Origin of the sequence: Amycolatopsis sp. NPDC006125, from assembly GCF_040614195.1 — a bacterium.
Classification (GTDB): Bacteria; Actinomycetota; Actinomycetes; order Mycobacteriales; family Pseudonocardiaceae; genus Amycolatopsis_E; species Amycolatopsis_E tucumanensis.
In genome coordinates, this window is record NZ_JBEXTZ010000004.1 from 35,849 (window position 1) to 55,678 (window position 19,830).

The following is a 19,830-nucleotide window of genomic DNA, read 5'->3' on the forward strand; positions in this document are numbered from 1 at the left end:
GCGTCAGCGGCCGCCGCCGACCGGCAGGATCGCGCCCACCGCGTAGGACGCGGCAGGCGAAAGCATCCACAGGACCGCCTCGGCGATCTCCTCCGGCCGGCCGGGGCGCGCGAGCGGGATCGTCGGCGCCAGCCGCTCCACCCGGTCCGGCAGCCCGGCCGCCGCGTGCAGGCCGGTGTCCACCAGGCCGGGCGCCACGGCGTTGACCCGCACCCCCTCGCCGGCCACCTCCTGCGCCAGTCCCCAGGTCAGCGTCTCGACCGCCGCCTTCGTCGCCGCGTAGTGCGTCCACTCGCCGGGCGAACCGGTGCGCGCGGCTGTGGACGAAATGTTCACCACCGCGCCCCCGACGCCGCCGTAACGGGTGGACATCCGCCGCACTGCCTCCCGGCAGCACAGGAACACCCCGGTCACGTTGACGTCCAGCACTCGCCGCACCGTCGCCACGTCCTGGGAGTCCAGCCGCCCCGGCGTGTTGCCGGTGATCGCCGCGTTGTTCACCACCGCGGTGACCGGCCCCAGCCCGGCCGCCGCGTCGAACAACGCGATCACGTCCTCCTCGGACGCCACGTCGCCGCGGACGGCCAGCGCCTTCCGGTCCGCGGCGCGAACCCGGGCGGCGACCTCCTCGGCCGCCGCCGTGTCGCTCGCGTAGTTGATCACCACGTCGTACCCGCGCGCGGCGCCCAGCGTCGCGACCGCCGCGCCGATGCCCCGGCTGCCCCCGGTGACGACGAGGACCCCGCTCATATCACGAAGTTCTGCAGCGGCAGGTTCTCCAGCACCAGGTCGGCCCGGCTCGCGGTGGTCTCGATCAGGTCCGCGTTGCGCTGGTCGCTGCCCAGCGCCCGGCCCTTCGCCTCGACCAGCGTGCGGCCGTAGCGGCGGTGCCGGTTGACCAGCCGCTCGATCCGCTCCTGCTCGTCGGGCTTGAGGAACCAGATCTCCTCCAGCAGCCCGGGCACGTCGCTCCACGGCTCCTCGTCGACCAGCAGGTAGTTGCCCTCGGTGATGACCAGCGGCACCTCCGGCGGCACGCACACCGCGCCCGCGATCGGCTCCTCGATCTCACGCCGGAACAGCGGCGCGTACACCGTCTCCTTGGTCTCCTTGATGCGGCGCAGCAGGCTCACGTAGCCGAAGGCGTCGAAGGTGTCCGGCGCGCCCTTGCGGTCGGTCCGGCCCAGCCGCTGCAGCTCGACCTGCGCCAGGTGGAACCCGTCCATCCCGACCACGACCGCGCGGTTGCCGAGCGCGTCGGCCAGCCCGCGCGCCAGGGTGGTCTTGCCTGCCGCGGGCGCGCCCACGATCCCGAGGATGGACCGCCTCCCGCGCGTCACCAGGCCCTCCGCCCTGGTCAGCAGCTCGTCGAACGTCGGACTCGTCATCGCACTCCCAACTTCCCTACCTCCGGGACCCACGTCCGTGGCCCCGCGTGCCGCACCTTCTCCGCGGCCACTCCGTTGGCGAACCGGATCAGTTCCGGCAGCCCGAACCTCCCGACGCCGTGGACCAGCGCACCGTGCCAGACGTCCCCCGCGCCCAGTGTGTCCACCGCGGGCACGCGCGGCACCTCGATCTCACCAGCATCGTCGTTCGTTTCCCAGTGCACCGGGCCGGGGCCGTTCGTCACGACCACCGTGGGCACCCCGCGCTCACGCAGGCTCGGCCCCGGCGCGCGGAACCGCGCCGAGCAGGCCGCGATGTCGACCAGCGGCAGCAGGTCGTCCAGCACCGGTTTCCAGCTGCCCGCGTCCAGCACGACCGGAACGCCCCGGTCCCGAGCCCAGCGCGCCACGCCCAGCGCCAGCCGCGGCAGGTGCCCGTCGACCAGCACGGCTCGGACGCCGTCCGGCAGTTCGGACGGCATGGCGCCCGGGTTCGACCCGGCGTTGCGCGAGACGACGGTCCGCTCGCCGTCACGGTCACGCACCGCGACGGCGCTCACCGCGGGGGGTTCGTCCTGCTCGGGGGCGATGTCCACGACCCGCACGCCGTGCGCGGCCAGGTCGGCGCGGGCCAGCCCGGCGAGCGGGTGCCTGCCCAGCGCCGTCACCAGCACGGCCTCCTCGCCGAGGGCCGCGACCGTGACGGCGGCGTTGGTCGCCGGCCCGCCCGCGGCCACCTCGACGCCGAGCGACTGCACCTTCTCGCCGGGGGACGGCAGCTCCGCCACCCGCTGCACGAGATCGACCGTGCACAGCCCCGCGAGCAGGACGGTCACGCCGACAACCCCGTCCGCACCGCCGACTCGACCTCCTCGACCTGGCCGTCCGCCCCGACGCGCAGCGCGCCGGTGATCAGCCCGACGACCTGGTTCATGCTGGTCGTCTTCGGCGAGACCACCCCGACCCGCTTGCCCAGCCGGTGCACGTGGATGCGGTCCGCGATCTCGAACACGTGCGGCATGTTGTGGCTGATCAGCACGACCGGCAGGCCGCGCTGGCGGATCCGGTCGATCAGCTCCAGCACCTTCGCCGACTCGGCGACCCCGAGCGCGGCGGTCGGCTCGTCCATGATCACGGCCTTGGTGCCGAACGCCGCGGCCCGCGCGACCGCGACGCCCTGCCGCTGGCCGCCGGAGAGCGTCTCGACGGGCTGCGTGATCGACTTGATCTTGATGTCCAGCTCGTCGAGCACCCGCTGAGCCTCGGCGCGCATCTTCGCCGTGTCCAGCTTGCGGACCAGACCGAGCGGGCCACGGCGGCGGATCTCCCTGCCCAGGAACATGTTGGTCGCGATGTCCTGCGCCGGCGCCAGCGCCAGGTCCTGGTAGACGGTCTCGATGCCGCAGCGCCGCGCGTCCAGCGGCGTGCGGAAGTGCACCGGTTCGCCGTCGACGAAGATCTCGCCCGCGTCCGGCACCAGCGCCCCGGACAGGGCCTTGATCAGGCTCGACTTGCCCGCGCCGTTGTCACCGACCACGGCGAGCACCTCGCCCGGTTCGAGGTCGAAGTCCGCGCCGTCGATCGCGGTCACCCTGCCGAAGCGCTTGACCAGGCCGCGCGCCGAGAGTGTCGGGGTCATTTCTGCCTCCTGGCCAGCCGGTCCACGGCCACCGCGGCGATCACCAGCGCACCGGTGGCGACGTCCTGGTAGAGCGAGTCGACGCCGAGCTGGGTCAGCCCCGAGCGCAGCACCGTCACGATCAACGCACCCATCATCGTCCCGAACACCGATCCGCGTCCGCCGAACAGGCTGGTGCCGCCCAGCACGACCGCGGTGATCGAGTCGAGGTTGCCGAGCTGGTAGGCGTTCGGGTCGGCGTTGGGCACCCGGCCCAGCGCCTGCCACGCGGCGATGCCGAAGATCAGCCCGGCCACCAGGTAGACCGACACGATCGTCCGGTTGACCTTGATGCCGCTCAGCCGCGCGGCTTCCGGCGCGTTGCCGACGGCGTAGACGTGCTTGCCCCACGCCGTCCTGGTCAGCGCGTACCAGAGCACGAGGTACATGACCAGCGCGAGCGTCATGCCGTAGGTGACCGGGATGCCGCCGAACAGGTAGCGGCGGGTGCCGAGCCAGGCGAGCAGCGAGTCGGGCGCGATCGGCACCGCCTGGCCGTCGGCGACCAGCTTGGCCGCCGCGGTGAGCATGGTGAACAAGCCGAGCGTGACGATGAACGGCGGCAGCTTGACCCGGGTGACCAGCGAACCGGTGACCAGGCCCAGCGCGGCCGTGACCAGCACGCCGAGGATGAGCGCGAGGCCCCCGGGCACCCCGCCGACCAGCAGTTTCGCCATCAGCAGCGTCGCCAGGACCATCGCCGCCGCGTTCGACAGGTCGATTCCCGCGGTGAGGATGATCAGCGTCTGGCCGAGCGCGAGCGTGCCGACCACCAGCGACTGCTCGACCACCAGCGACAGGTTGTCCAGCTCCAGGAACGTGCTGGTGGACAACGAGAACACGACGACAGCGACCACCAGCGCGAGCGCGGGCCCGATCGCCGGGGCGCGCAGGAAGAACTCACCGAGCGACTCGCGCCGCTCCACAGTGGACGCCGTCATTTCGTCCCCCAGCAGTTCTGCAGGCCCCACGTGGTGTCCTGGCTGGGCACGCCGGGCAATGGGCGGTCGGTGATCACGACCGAGCCGGTGTCGATGAACCCGCTCGGCTTCTGGCCGGTCTGCGCGTACCGGACGGCGGCGGCGACGCCTTCTTCGGCCATCTTGCGCGGGAACTGCATGACCGTCGCCGCGTACTGGCCGTCGCGCACGTTCTGCACGCCCTGGCAGCCGCCGTCGATCGAGCCCATCAGGATCCGCAGCCCGCGGGCCTGCAATGCGGCGTACGCGCCACGCGCGGTCGGCTCGTTCATCGTGTAGACGGCGTTGAGGTCCGTGCTGCGCTGGAGCAGGTTCTCCATCTTCTGCTGCGCGATGGACTGGTCGCCGTTGGCGTTGTCCCGCCCGACGATCGCCGGATCGCCGTCCTTCAGGCCGATGCCCTCCAGGAACCCGTTGTGCCGGTAGGTGTCCACCGTGCTGCCCGCGGTGCCGTCGATCATGATCACCTTCGGGGCGGCGCCGGCGAGCGCGGCCTTGACGTAGGCGCCCTGCTGCCGCCCGGCCGCGACGTTGTCCGTCGCGTAGGTGGCGTCGACCGCGTCGGCCGGGTCCGTCGCGGTGTCCAGCGCGATCACCATGACCCCGGCCTGCCGTGCCCGCTCGATCGCGGCGAGCACGCCGGTCGAGGAGTTCGGGGTGATCAGGATGGTGGTGACGCCCTGCTGGACCATGTTCTCGATGGCCCGGACCTGTCCGTCGTTGTCGCCGTCGAACTGCCCGGCCAGCGCCATGAACTCGGCGCCCTGGGCCTGCGCGGCGGCGCTCGCCGCGTTGCGCAGCTCCACGAAGTACGGATTCGTTTCGGTCTTCGTCACCAGGCCGACCTTGGCCTGGCCGCTGCCCGCCGGAGCGGAACTCCCGCCCCAGTGGCGTTCGACGGTGCACCCGCTGACGGCCAGCAAGCCGGCCGTGACCAGGCACAGGAGACTCCGCTGTCTCACGCTGCCCTCCCCATCGAGGCTGATCGTTTGCCGACGGGGACGGTAGGAGGGCTTACACTACTCCGGCAAGCGTTTGCGCAAACGCTTGCGGATCGCCCGTGCTCGATGGAGAACTCTGATGCCGTCCAGGCCCACCCAGAAGGACGTCGCCGATCTGGCCGGCGTCTCGATCACCACCGTCTCACACGTGGTGAACGGGACCCGCGCGGTGGCCCCGGAAACCAAGGCCGCGGTGCTGCGCGCCATCGAGGAGACCGGCTACACCGGCGACGCGATCGCCCGTTCGCTGGTCACCGGCGGCACGCGGCAGATCGGCGTGGCGATCTCGCTGCTCGCCAACCCGTACTTCGCGGCGCTGATGCAGGCGATCGAACGCGAGGCCGCCGCGGCCGGGTACACGGTGCTGCTCGCCGACACCCACGACACCGTGAAGACCGAGCAGGAGACGGTCCGGACGTTGCGGTCCCGGCGGGTCGAGGGGATGCTGCTGACCCCCGCGGCGGGCGATGGTCGCGTGATCAGCGAGCTGGTGTCGCTCGGGCTGCCGACGGTGCTGATCGACCGCTTGACCATGCGGACCGACGTGGACCAGGTCGGGTCGGAGAACATCCAGTCGACGTCGGCGCTGACCGAGCACCTGGCCTCGCTGGGGCACCGGCGGATCGGGTTCGTCAGCGGGATGCCCGGACTGACCACGTCCGAGGAGCGGACGCTGGGCTACCGGCTCGGCCTCGGGCGCGGCGGGTTGTCGTGGAACCCGGAGCTGGTGGTGTCCGGGCACTCCTCGCGCGAGGGCGGCGCCGCGGCGACCGCGAAACTGCTCGCGCTGCCGGACCGGCCGACGGCGCTGGTGGTGGCCAACGATTCGATGATGGTCGGCGTGCTGCACGAGGTCCGCAGGCAGGGGTTGCGGGTCGGCGCGGACCTGGCGCTGGCCGGCTTCGACGACGTCGAGTGGTCGGACCTGGTGGAGCCGCCGCTGACCACGATGGCCCAGCCGATCGAGGAGATCGGCCGCCGCGCGGTGCGGTTGCTGCTGGCCCGGATCAAGGAGCCGGACCGCCCACACGAGACGGTCCGCCTGCCGCCGCGCCTGATGCACCGCGCCTCCTGCGGCTGTCACCTCTAGAGCGCTCGGCGAGTCCCACGTTCCCGCGCGCGAGTCCCACGCTCACGAACGCGAGTTCTGCGTTCTCGGGCGCGAGTTCCACGTTCGCTGCCACCCTTAGAGCGTGGCCGCCGCCTCTAGGAGCATCCAGGCGCCCAGCTGCACCGAGAGGTCCCGCGCCGGGTGGTTCTTCGGCAGGGGCGGGGTGGGCGCCGGCTCGTTCCACTCCGGACTGAACAGCGGGCCGCCGTAGGCGTCGGCCGCTCCGGTCCACGCCGCCTCCGCGGAGGCGAGCACCAGATCGCGCGCCGCGTCCGCCTCCGGGCCTGGCGGCAACCGGTGCACGGCCAGCGCCAGGTACCGCGCCAGGATCCCCGCGAACAACCCGCCGTCGCCGCCGCCCTGGCCGCGCAGCACCCCGCCCGGCGCGCAATTCGCGGCCACCGCCCGGATCGTGCGCGCTGCCTGGTCCAATTCGGACATCTCCAGGCACGCGCCGAGGAAAACCCCTTGGCAGTAGGTGTAGATCTCCTGCACGAGGTCGCCGCTGTCCACCCGCAGTCCGTCCCACACCACACCCGTGTCCGGGTCGACGAGCGTCTTCTCCATCCAGTCCAGCAGTTCCCGCGCCCGCTCCACGTCACCGGCCCTGGCGAACAGGATCGCCGCCGGCCCGTTCGACGGCGCGTTCTTGAACCGGTCGCCGCGCCGCCACCAGATGCCGCCGCCGCCCTCCGTCGTCCAGCCGGACCGCAGCTCGCCGAGGAAGAAGCCCACGTCCCGGCCGGTGCGCTGCAACGCGAGGCCCAGCCACGCCAGGTCGTCGTAGTAGTCGTTGCGCCAGCTGCCCCGGTTCCGCAGCCGCATCGACGACACGAACCGCTCGATCGCGGCCTCGCGCGCCGGCGTCGGGTCCCGCAGTTGCGCGTCGGTCAGGCAGTCCAGGAGGTGCGCCTGCCACCAGTAGTTCCAGTGCACGTGCAGCCGCTGATCGGGGGTCGCCGGCCAGCCGCTCCGGGCGAGCAGCGTGCCCGGCAGTCCCCAGAGCCGGCGCAGGTGCCGGGTGACGATCGCCCGTTCCGCGGCGGCGGCCCAGTCGCTGTGCATGAACCCATCATGGATTGGCCCTCGACATGTCGCTGGGTTCCGTCGACGATCAGGGGATGGCAACGGCGCATGTCACCTGTCCGCTCTGCGAGGCCACCTGCGGCCTGACGGTCACCTTCGACGGCAGCCAGGTCACCGAGGTGCGCGGGGACGCCGGGGACGTCTTCTCCCGCGGCTTCATCTGCCCCAAGGGCGCGTCGCTGGCCGCGCTGCACCACGACCCTGACCGCCTGCGCACCCCGCTCGTCAAGCGCGACGGCAAGCACGTCCCGGTCTCCTGGGACGAGGCGTTCGCCGAGATCAACGCGCGCCTGCTGCCGATCATGGAGGCGCACGGCCGCGACGCCGTCGCCGTGTACGCGGGCAACCCGAGCGTCCACAACCTGTCGACCGCGCTCTACGGCCGCGTCTTCTTCAAGGCCCTGGGCACCAAGAACTTCTACACCGCGGGCAGCGTCGACCAGCTGCCCAAGCACTACTCCAGCGGCTACCTGTTCGGCGACGGCATGACGATCCCGGTGCCGGACGTCGACCGCACCCAGCACCTGCTGGTGCTCGGCGCCAACCCGCTGGTCTCCAACGGCAGCCTGATGACCGCGCCGGACATGCGCGGGCGGCTCAAGGCGATCCGCGAGCGCGGCGGCAAGGTGGTCGTGGTCGACCCGCGCCGGACCCGCACCGCGCAGGTCGCCGACGAGCACCACACGATCCGCCCGGGCACCGACGCGCTCCTGTTGTTCGCGCTGGTCAACGTGCTGTTCGCGGACGGGAGCGTGAGCCTTGGGCACCTCGCCGAGCACGTGACGGGCGTCGAGGACGTCGGCGAACTGGCCCGCGACTTCACCCCCGAGGCGGTCGCGCCGGTCACCGGCATCCCGGCAGGCGAAATCCGCCGGATGGCCCGCGAGCTCGCCGCCGCCGAGTCCGCCGCGGTCTACGGTCGGATCGGCACCACCACGCAGGCGTTCGGCACCCTCGCCAGCTGGCTGGTCGACGTGCTCAACGTCCTCACCGGCAACCTGGACCGCCCCGGCGGTGTGATGTTCCCGCTCGCCGCCGCCGGGCAGGCGAACAGCGCGCCCGGCAAGCGCCGCCCGTTCCGGCACGGCCGCTGGCGCACCCGCGTGCGCGGGCTGCCGGAGGTGCTCGGCGAGGTGCCGGTCGCGACGCTGGCCGACGAGATCCTCACGCCCGGCGACGGCCAGGTCCGCGCGCTGATCACCGTCAGCGGCAACCCGTGCCTGAGCACCCCGAACGCCGGTCGGCTCGCGGAAGCCCTGGCGCGACTGGACTTCATGGTGTCGCTGGACATCTACCGCAACGAGACGACCCGGCACGCCGACGTCATCCTGCCCGGCCCCACCCCGCTCGAACGGGAGCACTACGACGTCGCGCTGTACCAGCTGGCCGTGCGCAACGTGGCGAACTGGACCCCGGCCGCGCTGACCAGCGAGCTGCCGCCGGAGTGGGCGACCATGCTGCGGCTCACCAGCATCGTCACCGGGCAGGGCCCGGATCCGGACATCGAGGCGCTGGACACGTTCGTCGCGGGCCAGATCGCGCAGCGCGCCGGGCTCGACCCGGCCGTCGCGGGGGACCGGCGCGGGCCGGCGCGGCTGATCGACCTGATGCTGCGCGCCGGGCCGTACGACCTGACCCTCGCGGACCTCGAAGCCGCCCCGCACGGCGTGGACCTCGGGCCGCTTCGCCCGCGCCTGCCGGAGATCCTGTCGACGGCGAGCGGGAAGGTCGAGCTGGCGCCGGAGGCCATCACCGCCGACGTGCCACGCCTGGCCGCGGAACTCGCGCACGTGCCGGACGGCGAGCTGGTCCTCATCGGGCGGCGGCAGCTGTCGTCGAACAACTCGTGGATGCACAACCTGGAACCGTTGGTGCGCGGCAAGAACCGGTGCACCGTGCAGGTCCACCCGGACGACGCGGAGCGGCTCGGGTTGGCCGACGGGGAGCCGGCGCTGGTCAGCTCGAAGGCGGGCAAGATCGAGGTGCCGGTCGAGGTGACCGAGGAGATCCGGCCGGGTGTGGTCAGCATCCCGCACGGCTGGGGGCACGGCGGGCCGGGCACGCAGACCGCGGTCGCGGCGGCGCACGCGGGCGTGAACAGCAACCTGGTGGCCGACGAGACCCTGCTGGACGCGCTGTCCGGAACCGCTGTGCTGAACGGGATCCCGGTCGAGGTGACGCCTACCAGGCCGCCGACAGGTCCGCGTGCTGCCTGATCCAGGCGTGCATCACGATGCCGGCGGCGACCCCGGCGTTGATCGAGCGCGTGGAGCCGAACTGCGCGATCGACACGACCACCGCCGCCGCGTCGTGCGCCTCGGCGGACAGGCCGGGGCCTTCCTGGCCGAACAGCAGCACGCACTCCCGTGGCAGCTCAGCGGTTTCCACGCGCTGCGAGCCGGGGGTGTTGTCCACGGCGACGATCGCCAGGCCGCGGTCGCGCGCGTAGGTCAGCAGTGACGGCACGTCCGGGTGGTGTTCGAGGTGCTGGTACCGATCGGTGACCATCGCGCCGCGCCGGTTCCAGCGCCGCCGCCCGACGACGTGCACGGCGGCCGCGGCGAAGGCGTTCGCGGTGCGCACCACGGTGCCGATGTTGTGGTCGTGCTGGAAGTTCTCGATGGCGACGTGGAAGGGGTGCCGTCGCCGGTCGATGTCGGCGACGATCGCTTCGCGCCGCCAGTACCGGTAGGCGTCCACGACGTTGCGGCGGTCGCCTTCGGCCAGCAGCTCGGGGTCGTAGTGCGCACCGGTGGGCCACTCGCCCTCCCACGGGCCGACGCCGACCGGTTCCCGGGCGGTCCACTCGGTCGGGCCGGTCTCCTCGCTCATCGGCGGGCCCCGGACAGGTCCGCGAGCAGGTCCGCGGTCGCGGTGGTGAGGTCCTGCTGGGTCAGCTCACCGGGGAACACCGCGGCGATGTGCTCGGTGGTGAAGAACACGGTCTGGGTGGTGATCCGCTGCGCCACCTCCGCCGGGAGGTGGTTGCTCGACCCGAGGACGTCGTCGATCGTCACGAACGTCGACTGCAGCGGCGGCAGCGGTGCGTGGCCGGGCCGCCACCCGGTGCGTGCGGCAAGCGCTTGCACCCCGTCGGCGAAGGCGTCCTGCGCGGCCCGCGCGCGGGGGCGCATGACCAGCCCGGCGACCACGCCGCAGAGCAGGATGCCGAGCAGGATCAGGAGGATGACCACACGGAGGATTGTGTCCTAGGCCTGCGGCATGGCGTGCGTCGACGGGTGCTCGCGGTGCTTCCAGCGCAGGTACGCGCCCGCGTAGGAGAAGACCACCAGCGCCAGCGCGACCACGGCGACCACCGGCAGCATCGAGCGCGGGAACACCGTGTCGTAGAGGTAGTAGGCGTTGAAGCCGCCCGGCAGCGGGCCCAGGCCCTGCAGGCCGCGGAAGTAGTCCTCCAGCGCCGTCAGCGGGCAGGGGATCGGGAAGACGTTGACCACCACACCCCAGATGGCGAAGAACACGTGCACGAAAATGCTGCGCGGCCACCGCCAGGCGAGAAACCCGCCGAGGCCGATGTAAAGCAGGGCCAGAATGTGTAATCCGACCGTTATGTCGGCCAGAACTCCCGCGATCGTCACGCCGCCCCCTTCCCGCGATTCCCCTGGTATCGAGGTTACTCCTGATCAAGGCAGGAATGTCGACTCGAATTCCGGAGATCACTTCGGGGTTTCCCCCTAGGGGGCGGCGTGAATCGGCTACAGACCCAAGTCGTCGAGGTCCAGCAGATACCGGTAGGTGAGGCCTTCCTTCTCGATGGCCTCACGCGCGCCGGTGCCGCGGTCGACGACCGTCGCCACGCCGACCACGGTCGCGCCCGCCTCGGTGAGCGCCTCGACGGCGGTCAGCACACTGCTGCCGGTGGTCGAGGTGTCCTCCACGGCGAGCACCCGCTGCCCCGCGACCTCGATGCCCTCGATGCGGCGCTGCATGCCGTGCGACTTCGTGGCCTTGCGCACCACGAACGCGTCGAGGACCTTCCCGTCCGCCGACGCCGAGTGCAGCATCGCGGTCGCGACCGGGTCCGCGCCGAGGGTGAGCCCGCCCACCGCCACGTAGTCCCAGTCCGCCGTGAGCTGCCGCATGAGCCGGCCGATGAGGGGGGCCGCCGCGTGGTGCAGCGTGGCCCGCCGCAGGTCGATGTAGTAGTCGGCCTCCTTGCCGGAGGCCAGCGTCACCTTGCCGTGCACCACCGACAGCTCGGTGATGAGACGTGCCAGTTCGAACTTCGCTGCCTGATCCAACCCGGGGTTCGCCACGCCCGGAAGTCTTACACACGACCACGACAGGCTTGCGCTCTCGACGGTCAACGTGCGGGCCATGGAGATCAACGAGCTGCTCGACCTGGTGGCGGGCTCCCGCCCCCCGCGCCTCCCGCGCGTCACCGGTCGCTGATCGTCCGCGCCACCTCGTCCACCACGGTGCGCGTCGAGGGGGGCCACACCAGCCACGTCACCAGTTCCAGCGCCGGGTCCACCACCGGCCGCCACGGCCAGCCCGGCAGCAGCCGCGTCGCGGAGTGTTCGGTCAGCAGCACGGCGTCCGACTTCGTCGCCTCGGCGCATGCCCGCGCGTGCTCGGAGAACTGCGCGAACTGCCACAGCGGCACCACCCCCGCGTCGTGCGCCGCGACGACCAGGCGGTCGTGCGCGACCGGCACCTGCTGCCTCCCGTGGGCGAGGATCCGCACCCCGTCCAGGTCCCGCAGCCGGCACGCCGGGCCGTCGGCCAGCGGGTGCCCTGGCCGGACGGCGACCCCGAAGGGCTGGTCGAACAACCGCGCGCCCCGCAGGCTGCCGGCCGGCTGCTCGTGCACCAGGCCCAGGTCGAGCCTGCCCTCGCGGACCATCCGGAGCTGCTCGGTGCTGCTCGCCTCGGTGAGGGCGACCGCCGCGTGCGGGACCGCCGCGTCGAGCGCGGCCAGCGTGTCCAGCAGCCACTCCGCGGACAGCCCGGGCGGGATGCCGATCCCCACCACCTCACGGGACCGGCCCGCGGCCGCGTGCGCCGTCTCCCTGGTGGCGTCCGCCAGGCGCAGCAGGAGCACCGCGTGCGAGTGCAGCGCGGCGCCGGCCGGCGTGAGCGTCGTGCCCGTCGCCCCGCGCTCCAGCAGCGGCGCGCCGATGTCCCGTTCGAGCTGCCGGATCTGACGGCTCAGCGACGGCTGGGTGAGGTGCAGCCGTTCCGCCGCACGGGTGAGCGAGCCCTCGGTCGCGACGGCGACGAAGTACCGCAGGTGACGCAGCTCCACGCGCTTCTCCCCTGCCTGTGAGGCATGACCGGGCTGATTAACCGGCATTGGACAGGCACGTGTCAAGGCACGTGTACTACTCCCTGCCTCTCAGGCAGGACATCAATGGAGAAGGGACGCTCAACGATGAGTCGAACTCCCGGCCGGGACCCGTACCGCTGGGTGGTGCTGGTGCTGTCCTGGGCCGCGTTCACGATGACGTCGGTGGACCGGTCGACGTGGGGACCGGCGTCGGTCGCGGTGGGCGAGCACCTGGGGGTCTCGCTCACCGGTCTGGGCGTCTTCGCCACCGGCTACTACGTCGGCTACGTCATCTCGAACGCGGCCGGCGGCGTCCTCACCGACTGGCTCGGCGCGCGGGTCGTGATGGGCGCGTCGCTGTTCCTCGCAGGCGGGTTCATGATCCTGTTCGGCGAGACCGACTCCGTGCCGGTCGGCATCGCCTTCCAGGCCGCGGTCGGGATCTTCGCCGGCTGCGACTACTCGGCCGGTGTGAAGCTGATCGCGCAGTGGTTCACGCCGAAGGACCGCGGGTTCGCGATGGGCGTGTTCATGACCGCGACCTCGCTCGGCACGGTGATCGCCAACGCGGTCGTGCCGCGGCTCCTCGAATCCGCCGGGTGGCAGACGTCGTACCACGTGTTCGGCGGCGCCTCGATGGTCATCGCGGTGCTGTGCCTGCTCCTGGTGCGCACCCGGGCGGAAGACGCGGCCGAACGCGCGGTGCCGGACCTGCGCCCGCTGGCCCGCTCGCGTGACCTGTGGCTGCTCGGGCTGGCCGGGTTCGGCGGCCTGTGGGGCACCTACGGGTTCATCACGTGGTCCAACGCGCTGATGGTCAAGGGCAACGGGCTGACCGGGGTGCAGGCGGGCGGGGTGGTCGCGATCTTCGGGATCGCCGCCATCGCGGCCAAGCCGTGCATCGGGTTCGTGTCCGACCTGCTCGGCGGCAGGCGGAAGGCGCTGACCGTCGTCGTGCTCGGCGCGTTCGTGGTGGCGCTGCTGGTGTTCGGCACGCGGGACAACCTGACGGGCTTCCTGTGGGTGGCGCCGTTCCTCGGCGTCGCGGCCTACGTCTACAGCCCGCTGATGGTCGCGATGATCCCGCGCATCGCCGGGGTCGGCCTGGCCGGTTCGGCGGCCGGTGCGACGAACGCGTTCTGGCAGCTCGGCAGCACGGTCGTGCCGGTGGTGCTGGGCGCGGTGTTCCAGGCGACCCATTCGTTCTTCGCGGCGTTCGCCACGCTGGCCGCAGGCCCGCTCGTGGGAGCGCTGCTCATGCTCGGCGTCCGCGAACAGCAGCCGGCGCCGGATCGCGAGAAGGAGGCTGTGTGAACTACGACGTGATCGTCGCCGGTGGCGGTTCGGCCGGGATCGCCGCGGCGGTCGGCGCGCGGCGGGCCGGGGCCAGGACGCTGCTGATCGAGCGTGGACCGTGCCTGGGCGGGGCGGCGACGTTGCGGAACGTGGTGACGTACTGCGGGTTGTTCACGCGGGAGGACCGCGAGCAGGTGGTGTTCGGCGTGGCGGGCGAGGTGCTCGACGGGCTGCGCGAGCTGGGCGCGGTGAGCGAGCCGACGCGCTTCACCGCGGTGGCGGTGGTGTTCGATCCGGAAGCGGTGAAGCGGGTCGCCGACGACCTGTGCGACGCCGCCGGGGTGGACGTGCTGCTGCACTCGCACCTGCTGGACGCGTCCAGAGTGGACGATCGCGTTCGGACGGTGCGGGTGGCCGATCACGCCGGGGTGCACGAGTACTCCGCGAACGTGTTCGTGGACGCCACCGGTGAAGCCGACCTGGCGCAGCACGCGGGCGCGGAGGTGCGGTACGGCAACGACGGCTGGGTGCAGAACGGCACGCTGGGTGTGCGGTTCGGTGGGATCGCGGCGAACGCCGAGGTCTCGCGGGATGCGGTGCGGGAGGCGGTCCGGGCGGCGAAGGCTCGTGGTCTGCCCGGCCTGACGGCGGAATCCGGGTTGATCGCGCGGATGCCGGTGTCCGGCGACCTGATCACGTACCTGGCGGACGAGGGCTACGACGCGCGCGACGCCGCGGACACGAGCCGAGCCGAACGCAGCGCACGACGGCAGGCCGCGGCATACCTGCGGGTGATCCGGACGTTGCCGGGGTGCGCGGACGCCTACATCGTCAGCACGGGCCCGGAACTGGGCACGCGCGAGTCGCGGCACCTGGTCGGACGGGTCCAGTTGACCGAGAAGGACGTGCTGTCGCCGGCCCCCACGGACGACGCGGTGGCGATCGGCGCGTGGCCGATCGAGTACCACCCGGGGGTGGGCGTGCCGTCGGAGTGGCGGTTCATCGGCGAGCCGGGTTACTACGGCATCCCGCTCGGCGTGTTGTGGAGCCGGAACACGCCGAACCTGTTCTGCGCGGGCCGGACCGTGGACGGCGACCGCGGTGCGGGCGCTTCACTGCGCGCCATGGGAACCGCTTTCGCGACCGGCCACGCGGCCGGGGTGGCCGCGGCGCTGAGCGCCCGGGGTGCGGTGAGCGCGGCCGCCGTGCGGGAGGAACTGCAGCGCCAGGGCGCGCGGCTACCGGATTGAGCCCCCGCCTGCCACAGCGTGGCCTGCGCTGCTTCCCGCTGAGCGCCCGCGCTGCGGCACCCCGCGCCTCGGCTCCCGCCGGCGTGGCGGGGTGCCGGGCCTGCCGACCCGGGCCGCCCGGCGCGAGGGATTCCGCGACGCCCGGTCGGATTTCCCGCCTGACTGCCCGGCGCGAGCGCTCCGGGACTCCGGCTACCGGCCCGCGCCGCCCGGTGCCAGCATCTCCGCCACCGCCCGGGCGGACGCCTCCAAATCCCCGGTCACCTCGGGCGGCATCGCGCCGCTGAGCCACAGCGTCGCGAAACCGTGCACGATCGACCAGGCCGCGACTTGCGCCAGCTTCCCCTCCGACACCGCGTCCGCCATCACCGCCCACGCCCGCTGCCGCGCCGCCAGCAGGTCCGCGTCCTCGGCGTGGTGCAGGTCCGGCCGGAACATCACGTCGAAGTGCGCGCGGTGCCCCACCGCGAACCGCACGTACGCGACGCCGATCTCCACCAGGCCCTGGTCCCGGGCAGCGGTGAGGGCGTCGGCCAGCAGGTCGTACCCCTCGGTCGCCAGCGCGGTCACCACGCCGGCCTTGTCGCGGAAGTGGTGCACCGGCGCCGCGTGTGACACGCCGGCCCGTCGCGCCACCTCGCGCAGGCTCAGGGCCGCGACACCGTGCTCGCCGATCGTCTCTGCGGCGGCTTCGAGGATCGCGCGCCGCAGGTCGCCGTGGTGGTAGGAGCGCTCAGCCATGCCCCCAGCATATCTTTCCATTGACAAGATACGGGCGCAAGAGGAATCTTGTCACTGACAAGATGTGGAGGAGAACCATGGCACCGCTGATCATCCTGATCGTCGTCACGCTGGTCCTCGCGCTCGCCGGCGCGGCCGGGGTCCGGTGGCTCAGACCGTGGCCGATGGCCGTGCGCGGCGGCGTCGCTGCGATGTTCACCGCGACCGGCATCTCGCACTTCGTGGGCATGCGGGAGCAGCTCATCGACATGGTCCCGCCGGCGCTGCCCGCGCCTGTCCTGCTGGTGACCGTCACCGGAGTCCTGGAGCTCGCCGGCGCCGTCGGTGTGCTGTGGCCGCGCACCGCCCCGTGGGCCGCGGCCGGGCTGACCGCCATGCTCGTGCTGATGTTCCCGGCGAACGTCTACGCGGTGCAGAGCGGCGTGCTCACCGCGTGGGACGACCAGATCGTCCCACGCACGCTCATGCAGGTCGTGTTCCTGGCCGCCACGCTGACGGTCTTCGTGCACGCCCGCCGCGGCGATCAGGCCCGGCTGAACCGGCCTGCCCACTCCCGCAGCTGATCACGCAGCTCGGGCGGCCCGACCACGCGGAACTCGGCGCACAGCGAACCCAGCGCCAGCGCGGGCCAGTCCAGGGAGGCGGTCGTCATCCGCACCCGGCACCGGCCTTCGTCGACCTCCTCGACCGTGCCCCACCGGCCGATCCGCTCGCGCGCCACGGCCGCCGGGACGTCGACGACGACTTCGACCTCGTACGGCTGCGGCAGCGCGCCGAGCGAGCTGCGGACGAACTCGGCGGCGTCGGCGGTGGGCAGTTCGCGTGGCCGGAACCGGGCGCCGGTGCCGCGTGGACCGCTGATCCGGTCGATGCGGAAGTTGCGCCACGCGTGCCGGGTGAGGTCGTAGGCCACCAGGTACCACTGCCGCCCGAGCGGAACCAGCCGCAACGGCTCGACCTCCCGCTCGGACTCGCGGCCCCCGGCATCGGTGTAGCCGAAGCGGATGCGTTCGCTGTCCCTGCAGGCCAGCGCGATCGTGGTGAGCAGGCCGGGGTCGATCCGGGGCGCGGACGCGCCGGGCCAGGTCGCCGGCACGGTCATCGCCCGCAGCGCGTCGACCCGGCGGCGCAGCCGGGCCGGCATCACCTGCACGACCTTCGCCAGCACCCGCACCGACGACTCGGCGATGCCGTCGACCGAACTCTGCGCTGCCGTCTGGAGCCCGACGGTCAGCGCCACCGCCTCTTCGTCGTCCACCACGAGCGGCGGCAGCGACGCGCCCGCGGCGAGCTGGTAGCCGCCGTCGACACCGCGCTGCGCCTCCACCGGGTAGCCCAGCTCGCGCAGCCGGTCGATGTCCCGGCGCAGGGTGCGCGGCGAGACCCCCAGCCGCTCGGCCAGTTCACTGCCCGGCCAGTACCGGTGGGTCTGCAGCAGGGACAGCAACCGCAGCGTCCGCGAGCTCGTGTTCGCCATGTTCCCGATTCTCCCGCAATTGCGGTCAAAAAGTGGCCGCAAGGGGTTCTACCTTGGTCTCAACGACGACGAAGGGACTCCGAAATGACCTCCACCGAGACCGTCACCGGCGAGCGCGCGGACCTGCTGGCCATGCTGGCGAAGCACCGGTTCTTCCTGACCTTCACCACGCGCGGCCTGACCGACGACCAGGCCCGGCAGCGCACCACGGCGAGCGAGCTGTGCCTCGGCGGGCTGATCAAGCACGTGACCTCGGTCGAGCGCGGGTGGGCGAACTTCCTCGTCGAGGGCGCTCCCGCGATGCCGAACTTCGAGGAGATGACGGAGGAGGACTTCAAGCAGCGGGAGAACGAGTTCAAGCTGCTGCCGGACGAGACGCTGGCCGGCGTGATCGCCGAGTACGAAGCGGTCGCGCGCCGCACCGACGAGCTGGTCGCCACCGTCGACCTGAACGCGAGCCACGAACTGCCGAAGGCGCCGTGGTTCACCGACACGGAGTGGTCGAACCGGCGCGTGCTGATGCACATCATCGCCGAGACCGCGCAGCACGCCGGCCACGCCGACATCATCCGCGAGTCCCTGGACGGCCAGAAGAGCATGGGCTGACCGGCGAGTCCCAGTCGATGCGGTGTCCGTACAGCCAGTCCATTGCTTCCGGTCCCGGCCGGTACAGCTTGAACAGCAGCGGGAGTAGATGCCGCATCACCGGACCGAGTGTCTTGCCGTCGCCATTGCGCTTGCCCTGCGCCACCACGCGTTCCACCCGGTGGCGGCGCAGGGATTCGTACGTGGTGAACGCGTCGTGCACGTCGCCGGCGTCGCGCAGGCACTTCGCGAGCACGACCGCGTCTTCGATGGCCATCGACGCGCCCTGGCCCGAAGCCGGTGAGGTGGCGTGCGCCGCGTCGCCGACGATGATCATGCGGTTCCGGTGCCAGACCGGCACCTTCGGGAAGTCGTAGGTGTTCCAGCCCGCGAAGATCTCTTCGGTGGCGGTCACGAGATCGCGGGCGGGACCGCCGTCCTCGGCGAAGAGGTCGAGGAGCCGGGCGCGCCACTCGTCCGCGGTGACGGCGGCTAGTTCTTCGCGTGTCTGCTCCCGAGGCTGGCGCGGGTTCGCGAACCACCACACGTCGCCGTCGGGGTGGACGACGTAGGAGTAGAAGCAGCCGCGTCCGAACACCATGTGCATCTCGCCGGGCTCGATGTCGAGCCGCAGCCCCCTGGCGTAGCCCCCGGTGTTGAGCAATGGCACGTACCGTGGCGACGGCGCCCCGGGATCGATGATCGTGCGTACGGTCGAGCGCAGGCCGTCGGCGCCGATCAGCAGGTCGGCGTGCGCGGTGCTGCCGTCGGCGAAGGTGGCCGTCACGCCGCCGGCCTCCGGGGCGGCGGCGACCAGCCGCTTGCCGTACTCGGTCGGCACGCCGCGCCGCACCGCCTCGTCGCGCAGCGAGTCGTAGAGATCGGCCCGCCTGATGGTGTGCGTGCCGGTCCCGTCGGGCAACGCGGCGCCGAAGCCGAACTCGGCCATGGGTTTCTTCCCGCCCATGCCGATGGACATCTTCGTGGTCGCGAACCCCTTGTCGCGCACCACCGCCTGCAGGTCGAGGGCGCCGAGCGCCGCGACGCCGTTGACTGCCAGGGTCAGGAACGCTCCGACGCCGTCCGCGCCACGGTTGTACGCCTCGTAGACGGTCGCCTCAATGCCGGCCCGTCGCAGTGCCATCGCCGTGACCGGACCGGCGATGCCGCCGCCGATCACCAATGCCTTGATAGTCATAACATAACTATACATATCATGACTATCGAGTCAAGGCGGCGGTTAAGGTCGTTGGCGTGGCGAGGAGCATTCATCGGCGGTCCGTGCTGGCACTCGTGCTGCTCTCCCTGCTGGCTGAGCAGCCCATGCACCCGTACCGCATGCGCGAGCTGATCAAGGGGCGCGGCAAGGACCGGATCGCGAACGTTGCGCAGCGCAACAGCGTGTATCAGACCATCGACCGCCTGTTGCGCGCAGAGCTGATCGCCGTCCGGGAGACCGAGCGCGACGAGCGCCGTCCCGAGCGCACCGTCTACGAGATCACCGACGCCGGCCGGGCGGCCCTCCGCGACTGGACCGCCGAGATGCTCGGCAGCCCAGCGCGCGAGTTCCCGGAGTTCCCGGCAGCGCTCGCCACCCTCATGGTCCTGACCCCGGACGAGGCGCTCGCCCGGCTGTCCGACCGTGCGGCCGAGCTGTCCGCCTCGCTGGCGGCCGACCGCGCGGCACTCCAGGCGGTTCCCGGCCTCCCGCGCCTGTTCCTCCTGGACGAGGAGTACTCGATCGCCGTTCGCGAAGCGGAGCTGAAGTGGGTCGACCGCCTGCTGGCGGCGCTCCGGTCCGGCGAGCTCACCTGGTCGGAGGCCTCGATACGCGCCGTGGCGGAGAAGTTCGCGTAGGTGTCAGCGGCGGCGTCAGCGCGGTGGCGGCCCGGTGTCAGCGCTCCCGGCGAAAGTTGTCCTCGACAGCAGGAACAACGACCACAGGAG

The 19,830-nt window shown here is 72.1% G+C and carries 22 protein-coding genes; 7 read left to right on the plus strand and 15 right to left on the minus strand.

All coding sequences use genetic code 11. The annotated features are described in order from the left end of the window. Positions 1 to 3: 3 nt before the first annotated feature. From ABZ193_RS03420 to ABZ193_RS03445, 6 genes are read right to left on the minus strand one after another with little or no spacing between them, the layout of a single operon-like run. Positions 4 to 750, minus strand: coding sequence for an SDR family oxidoreductase (locus ABZ193_RS03420; RefSeq protein ID WP_354708716.1), 747 nt, complete (start codon positions 748 to 750; stop codon positions 4 to 6). Beyond that, positions 747 to 1,388, minus strand: a complete 642-nt coding sequence (locus ABZ193_RS03425; RefSeq protein ID WP_020418404.1) for a nucleoside/nucleotide kinase family protein — start codon at positions 1,386 to 1,388, stop codon at positions 747 to 749. Before ABZ193_RS03425 ends, ABZ193_RS03420 begins: the two co-directional genes overlap by 4 nt. Then, entirely contained in the window at positions 1,385 to 2,224 is an 840-nt protein-coding gene (locus tag ABZ193_RS03430; RefSeq protein ID WP_354708718.1) for a PfkB family carbohydrate kinase, read from the minus strand. The genes ABZ193_RS03425 and ABZ193_RS03430 overlap by 4 nt, the downstream gene beginning before the upstream one ends. Further along, complete coding sequence (locus ABZ193_RS03435; protein WP_020418402.1) at positions 2,221 to 3,027, minus strand: ATP-binding cassette domain-containing protein; 807 nt, start codon at positions 3,025 to 3,027, stop codon at positions 2,221 to 2,223. The genes ABZ193_RS03430 and ABZ193_RS03435 overlap by 4 nt, the downstream gene beginning before the upstream one ends. Continuing rightward, positions 3,024 to 4,007, minus strand: a complete 984-nt coding sequence (locus ABZ193_RS03440) for an ABC transporter permease (RefSeq protein WP_027933393.1) — start codon at positions 4,005 to 4,007, stop codon at positions 3,024 to 3,026. Before ABZ193_RS03440 ends, ABZ193_RS03435 begins: the two co-directional genes overlap by 4 nt. Then, a complete protein-coding gene (locus tag ABZ193_RS03445; RefSeq protein WP_354708719.1) occupies positions 4,004 to 5,008 on the minus strand; it encodes a substrate-binding domain-containing protein in 1,005 nt (334 codons plus the stop codon). Before ABZ193_RS03445 ends, ABZ193_RS03440 begins: the two co-directional genes overlap by 4 nt. Positions 5,009 to 5,126: 118 nt before the next feature. On the opposite strand from ABZ193_RS03445, the gene ABZ193_RS03450 reads away from it, so the two are divergent. Next, complete coding sequence (locus ABZ193_RS03450) at positions 5,127 to 6,137, plus strand: LacI family DNA-binding transcriptional regulator (protein WP_237335546.1); 1,011 nt, start codon at positions 5,127 to 5,129, stop codon at positions 6,135 to 6,137. A 96-nt stretch (positions 6,138 to 6,233) separates the two neighbouring features. Here the strand turns inward: ABZ193_RS03450 and ABZ193_RS03455 are convergent, their stop codons facing one another. Beyond that, entirely contained in the window at positions 6,234 to 7,223 is a 990-nt protein-coding gene (locus tag ABZ193_RS03455) for a glycoside hydrolase family 76 protein (protein WP_020418398.1), read from the minus strand. A 56-nt stretch (positions 7,224 to 7,279) separates the two neighbouring features. Between ABZ193_RS03455 and ABZ193_RS03460 the strand changes: the two genes are divergently transcribed. Continuing rightward, positions 7,280 to 9,460 carry a molybdopterin-dependent oxidoreductase gene (locus tag ABZ193_RS03460; protein ID WP_354708720.1) on the plus strand — a complete coding sequence of 727 codons (2,181 nt, stop codon included), beginning with the start codon at positions 7,280 to 7,282 and terminating at the stop codon, positions 9,458 to 9,460. On the opposite strand, the gene ABZ193_RS03465 is transcribed toward ABZ193_RS03460, so the two are convergent. The 5 genes from ABZ193_RS03465 to ABZ193_RS03485 all read right to left on the minus strand — a co-directional run bounded on the left by ABZ193_RS03465 (position 9,426) and on the right by ABZ193_RS03485 (position 12,513). Continuing rightward, a complete protein-coding gene (locus tag ABZ193_RS03465; RefSeq protein WP_354708722.1) occupies positions 9,426 to 10,076 on the minus strand; it encodes a TrmH family RNA methyltransferase in 651 nt (216 codons plus the stop codon). The genes ABZ193_RS03460 and ABZ193_RS03465 overlap by 35 nt on opposite strands. Further along, positions 10,073 to 10,438: a hypothetical protein gene (locus ABZ193_RS03470; protein ID WP_237335550.1), complete on the minus strand. Its 366-nt coding sequence runs from the start codon at positions 10,436 to 10,438 to the stop codon at positions 10,073 to 10,075. Before ABZ193_RS03470 ends, ABZ193_RS03465 begins: the two co-directional genes overlap by 4 nt. Positions 10,439 to 10,453: 15 nt before the next feature. Beyond that, complete coding sequence (locus ABZ193_RS03475) at positions 10,454 to 10,837, minus strand: DUF2784 domain-containing protein (protein WP_237335640.1); 384 nt, start codon at positions 10,835 to 10,837, stop codon at positions 10,454 to 10,456. Positions 10,838 to 10,960: 123 nt separating this feature from the next. After that, positions 10,961 to 11,521 (minus strand): orotate phosphoribosyltransferase, encoded by a 561-nt coding sequence (gene pyrE / locus ABZ193_RS03480; RefSeq protein WP_027935926.1) that lies wholly within the window; start codon positions 11,519 to 11,521, stop codon positions 10,961 to 10,963. A gap of 122 nt (positions 11,522 to 11,643) precedes the next feature. Further along, complete coding sequence (locus ABZ193_RS03485; protein WP_354708724.1) at positions 11,644 to 12,513, minus strand: LysR family transcriptional regulator; 870 nt, start codon at positions 12,511 to 12,513, stop codon at positions 11,644 to 11,646. Positions 12,514 to 12,639: 126 nt separating this feature from the next. Between ABZ193_RS03485 and ABZ193_RS03490 the strand changes: the two genes are divergently transcribed. Together ABZ193_RS03490 and ABZ193_RS03495 are read left to right on the plus strand one after the other, a co-directional pair. After that, the gene (locus tag ABZ193_RS03490) at positions 12,640 to 13,848 is read left to right on the plus strand and encodes an MFS transporter (protein WP_354708726.1); all 1,209 of its coding nucleotides are present in this window, start codon (positions 12,640 to 12,642) and stop codon (positions 13,846 to 13,848) included. Further along, positions 13,845 to 15,080: an FAD-dependent oxidoreductase gene (locus ABZ193_RS03495; protein WP_354708727.1), complete on the plus strand. Its 1,236-nt coding sequence runs from the start codon at positions 13,845 to 13,847 to the stop codon at positions 15,078 to 15,080. Before ABZ193_RS03490 ends, ABZ193_RS03495 begins: the two co-directional genes overlap by 4 nt. A 192-nt stretch (positions 15,081 to 15,272) precedes the next feature. Here ABZ193_RS03495 and ABZ193_RS03500 read toward each other — a convergent pair whose 3' ends face one another. After that, positions 15,273 to 15,821 carry a TetR/AcrR family transcriptional regulator gene (locus ABZ193_RS03500; RefSeq protein WP_020418387.1) on the minus strand — a complete coding sequence of 183 codons (549 nt, stop codon included), beginning with the start codon at positions 15,819 to 15,821 and terminating at the stop codon, positions 15,273 to 15,275. A gap of 77 nt (positions 15,822 to 15,898) precedes the next feature. Here ABZ193_RS03500 and ABZ193_RS03505 point away from each other — a divergent pair, with 77 nt between their 5' ends. Continuing rightward, the gene (locus ABZ193_RS03505; protein ID WP_354708729.1) at positions 15,899 to 16,384 is read left to right on the plus strand and encodes a DoxX family protein; all 486 of its coding nucleotides are present in this window, start codon (positions 15,899 to 15,901) and stop codon (positions 16,382 to 16,384) included. Here ABZ193_RS03505 and ABZ193_RS03510 read toward each other — a convergent pair. Next, positions 16,345 to 17,298 carry a YafY family protein gene (locus ABZ193_RS03510; RefSeq protein ID WP_354708730.1) on the minus strand — a complete coding sequence of 318 codons (954 nt, stop codon included), beginning with the start codon at positions 17,296 to 17,298 and terminating at the stop codon, positions 16,345 to 16,347. The two genes, ABZ193_RS03505 and ABZ193_RS03510, sit on opposite strands and share 40 nt — an antisense overlap. A gap of 84 nt (positions 17,299 to 17,382) precedes the next feature. On the opposite strand from ABZ193_RS03510, the gene ABZ193_RS03515 reads away from it, so the two are divergent. Continuing rightward, on the plus strand, positions 17,383 to 17,904 hold the full coding sequence (locus ABZ193_RS03515) for a DinB family protein (RefSeq protein ID WP_354708732.1): 522 nt from the start codon (positions 17,383 to 17,385) through the stop codon (positions 17,902 to 17,904). Here ABZ193_RS03515 and ABZ193_RS03520 read toward each other — a convergent pair. After that, complete coding sequence (locus ABZ193_RS03520; protein ID WP_354708733.1) at positions 17,864 to 19,081, minus strand: NAD(P)/FAD-dependent oxidoreductase; 1,218 nt, start codon at positions 19,079 to 19,081, stop codon at positions 17,864 to 17,866. The genes ABZ193_RS03515 and ABZ193_RS03520 overlap by 41 nt on opposite strands. A gap of 56 nt (positions 19,082 to 19,137) precedes the next feature. Between ABZ193_RS03520 and ABZ193_RS03525 the strand changes: the two genes are divergently transcribed. Beyond that, entirely contained in the window at positions 19,138 to 19,740 is a 603-nt protein-coding gene (locus tag ABZ193_RS03525; protein ID WP_354708734.1) for a helix-turn-helix transcriptional regulator, read from the plus strand. Positions 19,741 to 19,830: the final 90 nt, after the last annotated feature.

Coding starts and splice junctions, on each gene's coding strand:
- ABZ193_RS03420 (WP_354708716.1), bottom strand. CDS start 750: ATGAGCGGGGTCCTCGTCGTCACCGGGGGCAGCCGGGGCATCGGCGCG.
- ABZ193_RS03425 (WP_020418404.1), bottom strand. CDS start 1,388: ATGACGAGTCCGACGTTCGACGAGCTGCTGACCAGGGCGGAGGGCCTG.
- ABZ193_RS03435 (WP_020418402.1), bottom strand. CDS start 3,027: ATGACCCCGACACTCTCGGCGCGCGGCCTGGTCAAGCGCTTCGGCAGG.
- ABZ193_RS03440 (WP_027933393.1), bottom strand. CDS start 4,007: ATGACGGCGTCCACTGTGGAGCGGCGCGAGTCGCTCGGTGAGTTCTTC.
- ABZ193_RS03450 (WP_237335546.1), top strand. CDS start 5,127: ATGCCGTCCAGGCCCACCCAGAAGGACGTCGCCGATCTGGCCGGCGTC.
- ABZ193_RS03455 (WP_020418398.1), bottom strand. CDS start 7,223: ATGCACAGCGACTGGGCCGCCGCCGCGGAACGGGCGATCGTCACCCGG.
- ABZ193_RS03460 (WP_354708720.1), top strand. CDS start 7,280: ATGGCAACGGCGCATGTCACCTGTCCGCTCTGCGAGGCCACCTGCGGC.
- ABZ193_RS03465 (WP_354708722.1), bottom strand. CDS start 10,076: ATGAGCGAGGAGACCGGCCCGACCGAGTGGACCGCCCGGGAACCGGTC.
- ABZ193_RS03490 (WP_354708726.1), top strand. CDS start 12,640: ATGAGTCGAACTCCCGGCCGGGACCCGTACCGCTGGGTGGTGCTGGTG.
- ABZ193_RS03500 (WP_020418387.1), bottom strand. CDS start 15,821: ATGGCTGAGCGCTCCTACCACCACGGCGACCTGCGGCGCGCGATCCTC.
- ABZ193_RS03505 (WP_354708729.1), top strand. CDS start 15,899: ATGGCACCGCTGATCATCCTGATCGTCGTCACGCTGGTCCTCGCGCTC.
- ABZ193_RS03510 (WP_354708730.1), bottom strand. CDS start 17,298: ATGGCGAACACGAGCTCGCGGACGCTGCGGTTGCTGTCCCTGCTGCAG.
- ABZ193_RS03515 (WP_354708732.1), top strand. CDS start 17,383: ATGACCTCCACCGAGACCGTCACCGGCGAGCGCGCGGACCTGCTGGCC.
- ABZ193_RS03520 (WP_354708733.1), bottom strand. CDS start 19,081: ATGACTATCAAGGCATTGGTGATCGGCGGCGGCATCGCCGGTCCGGTC.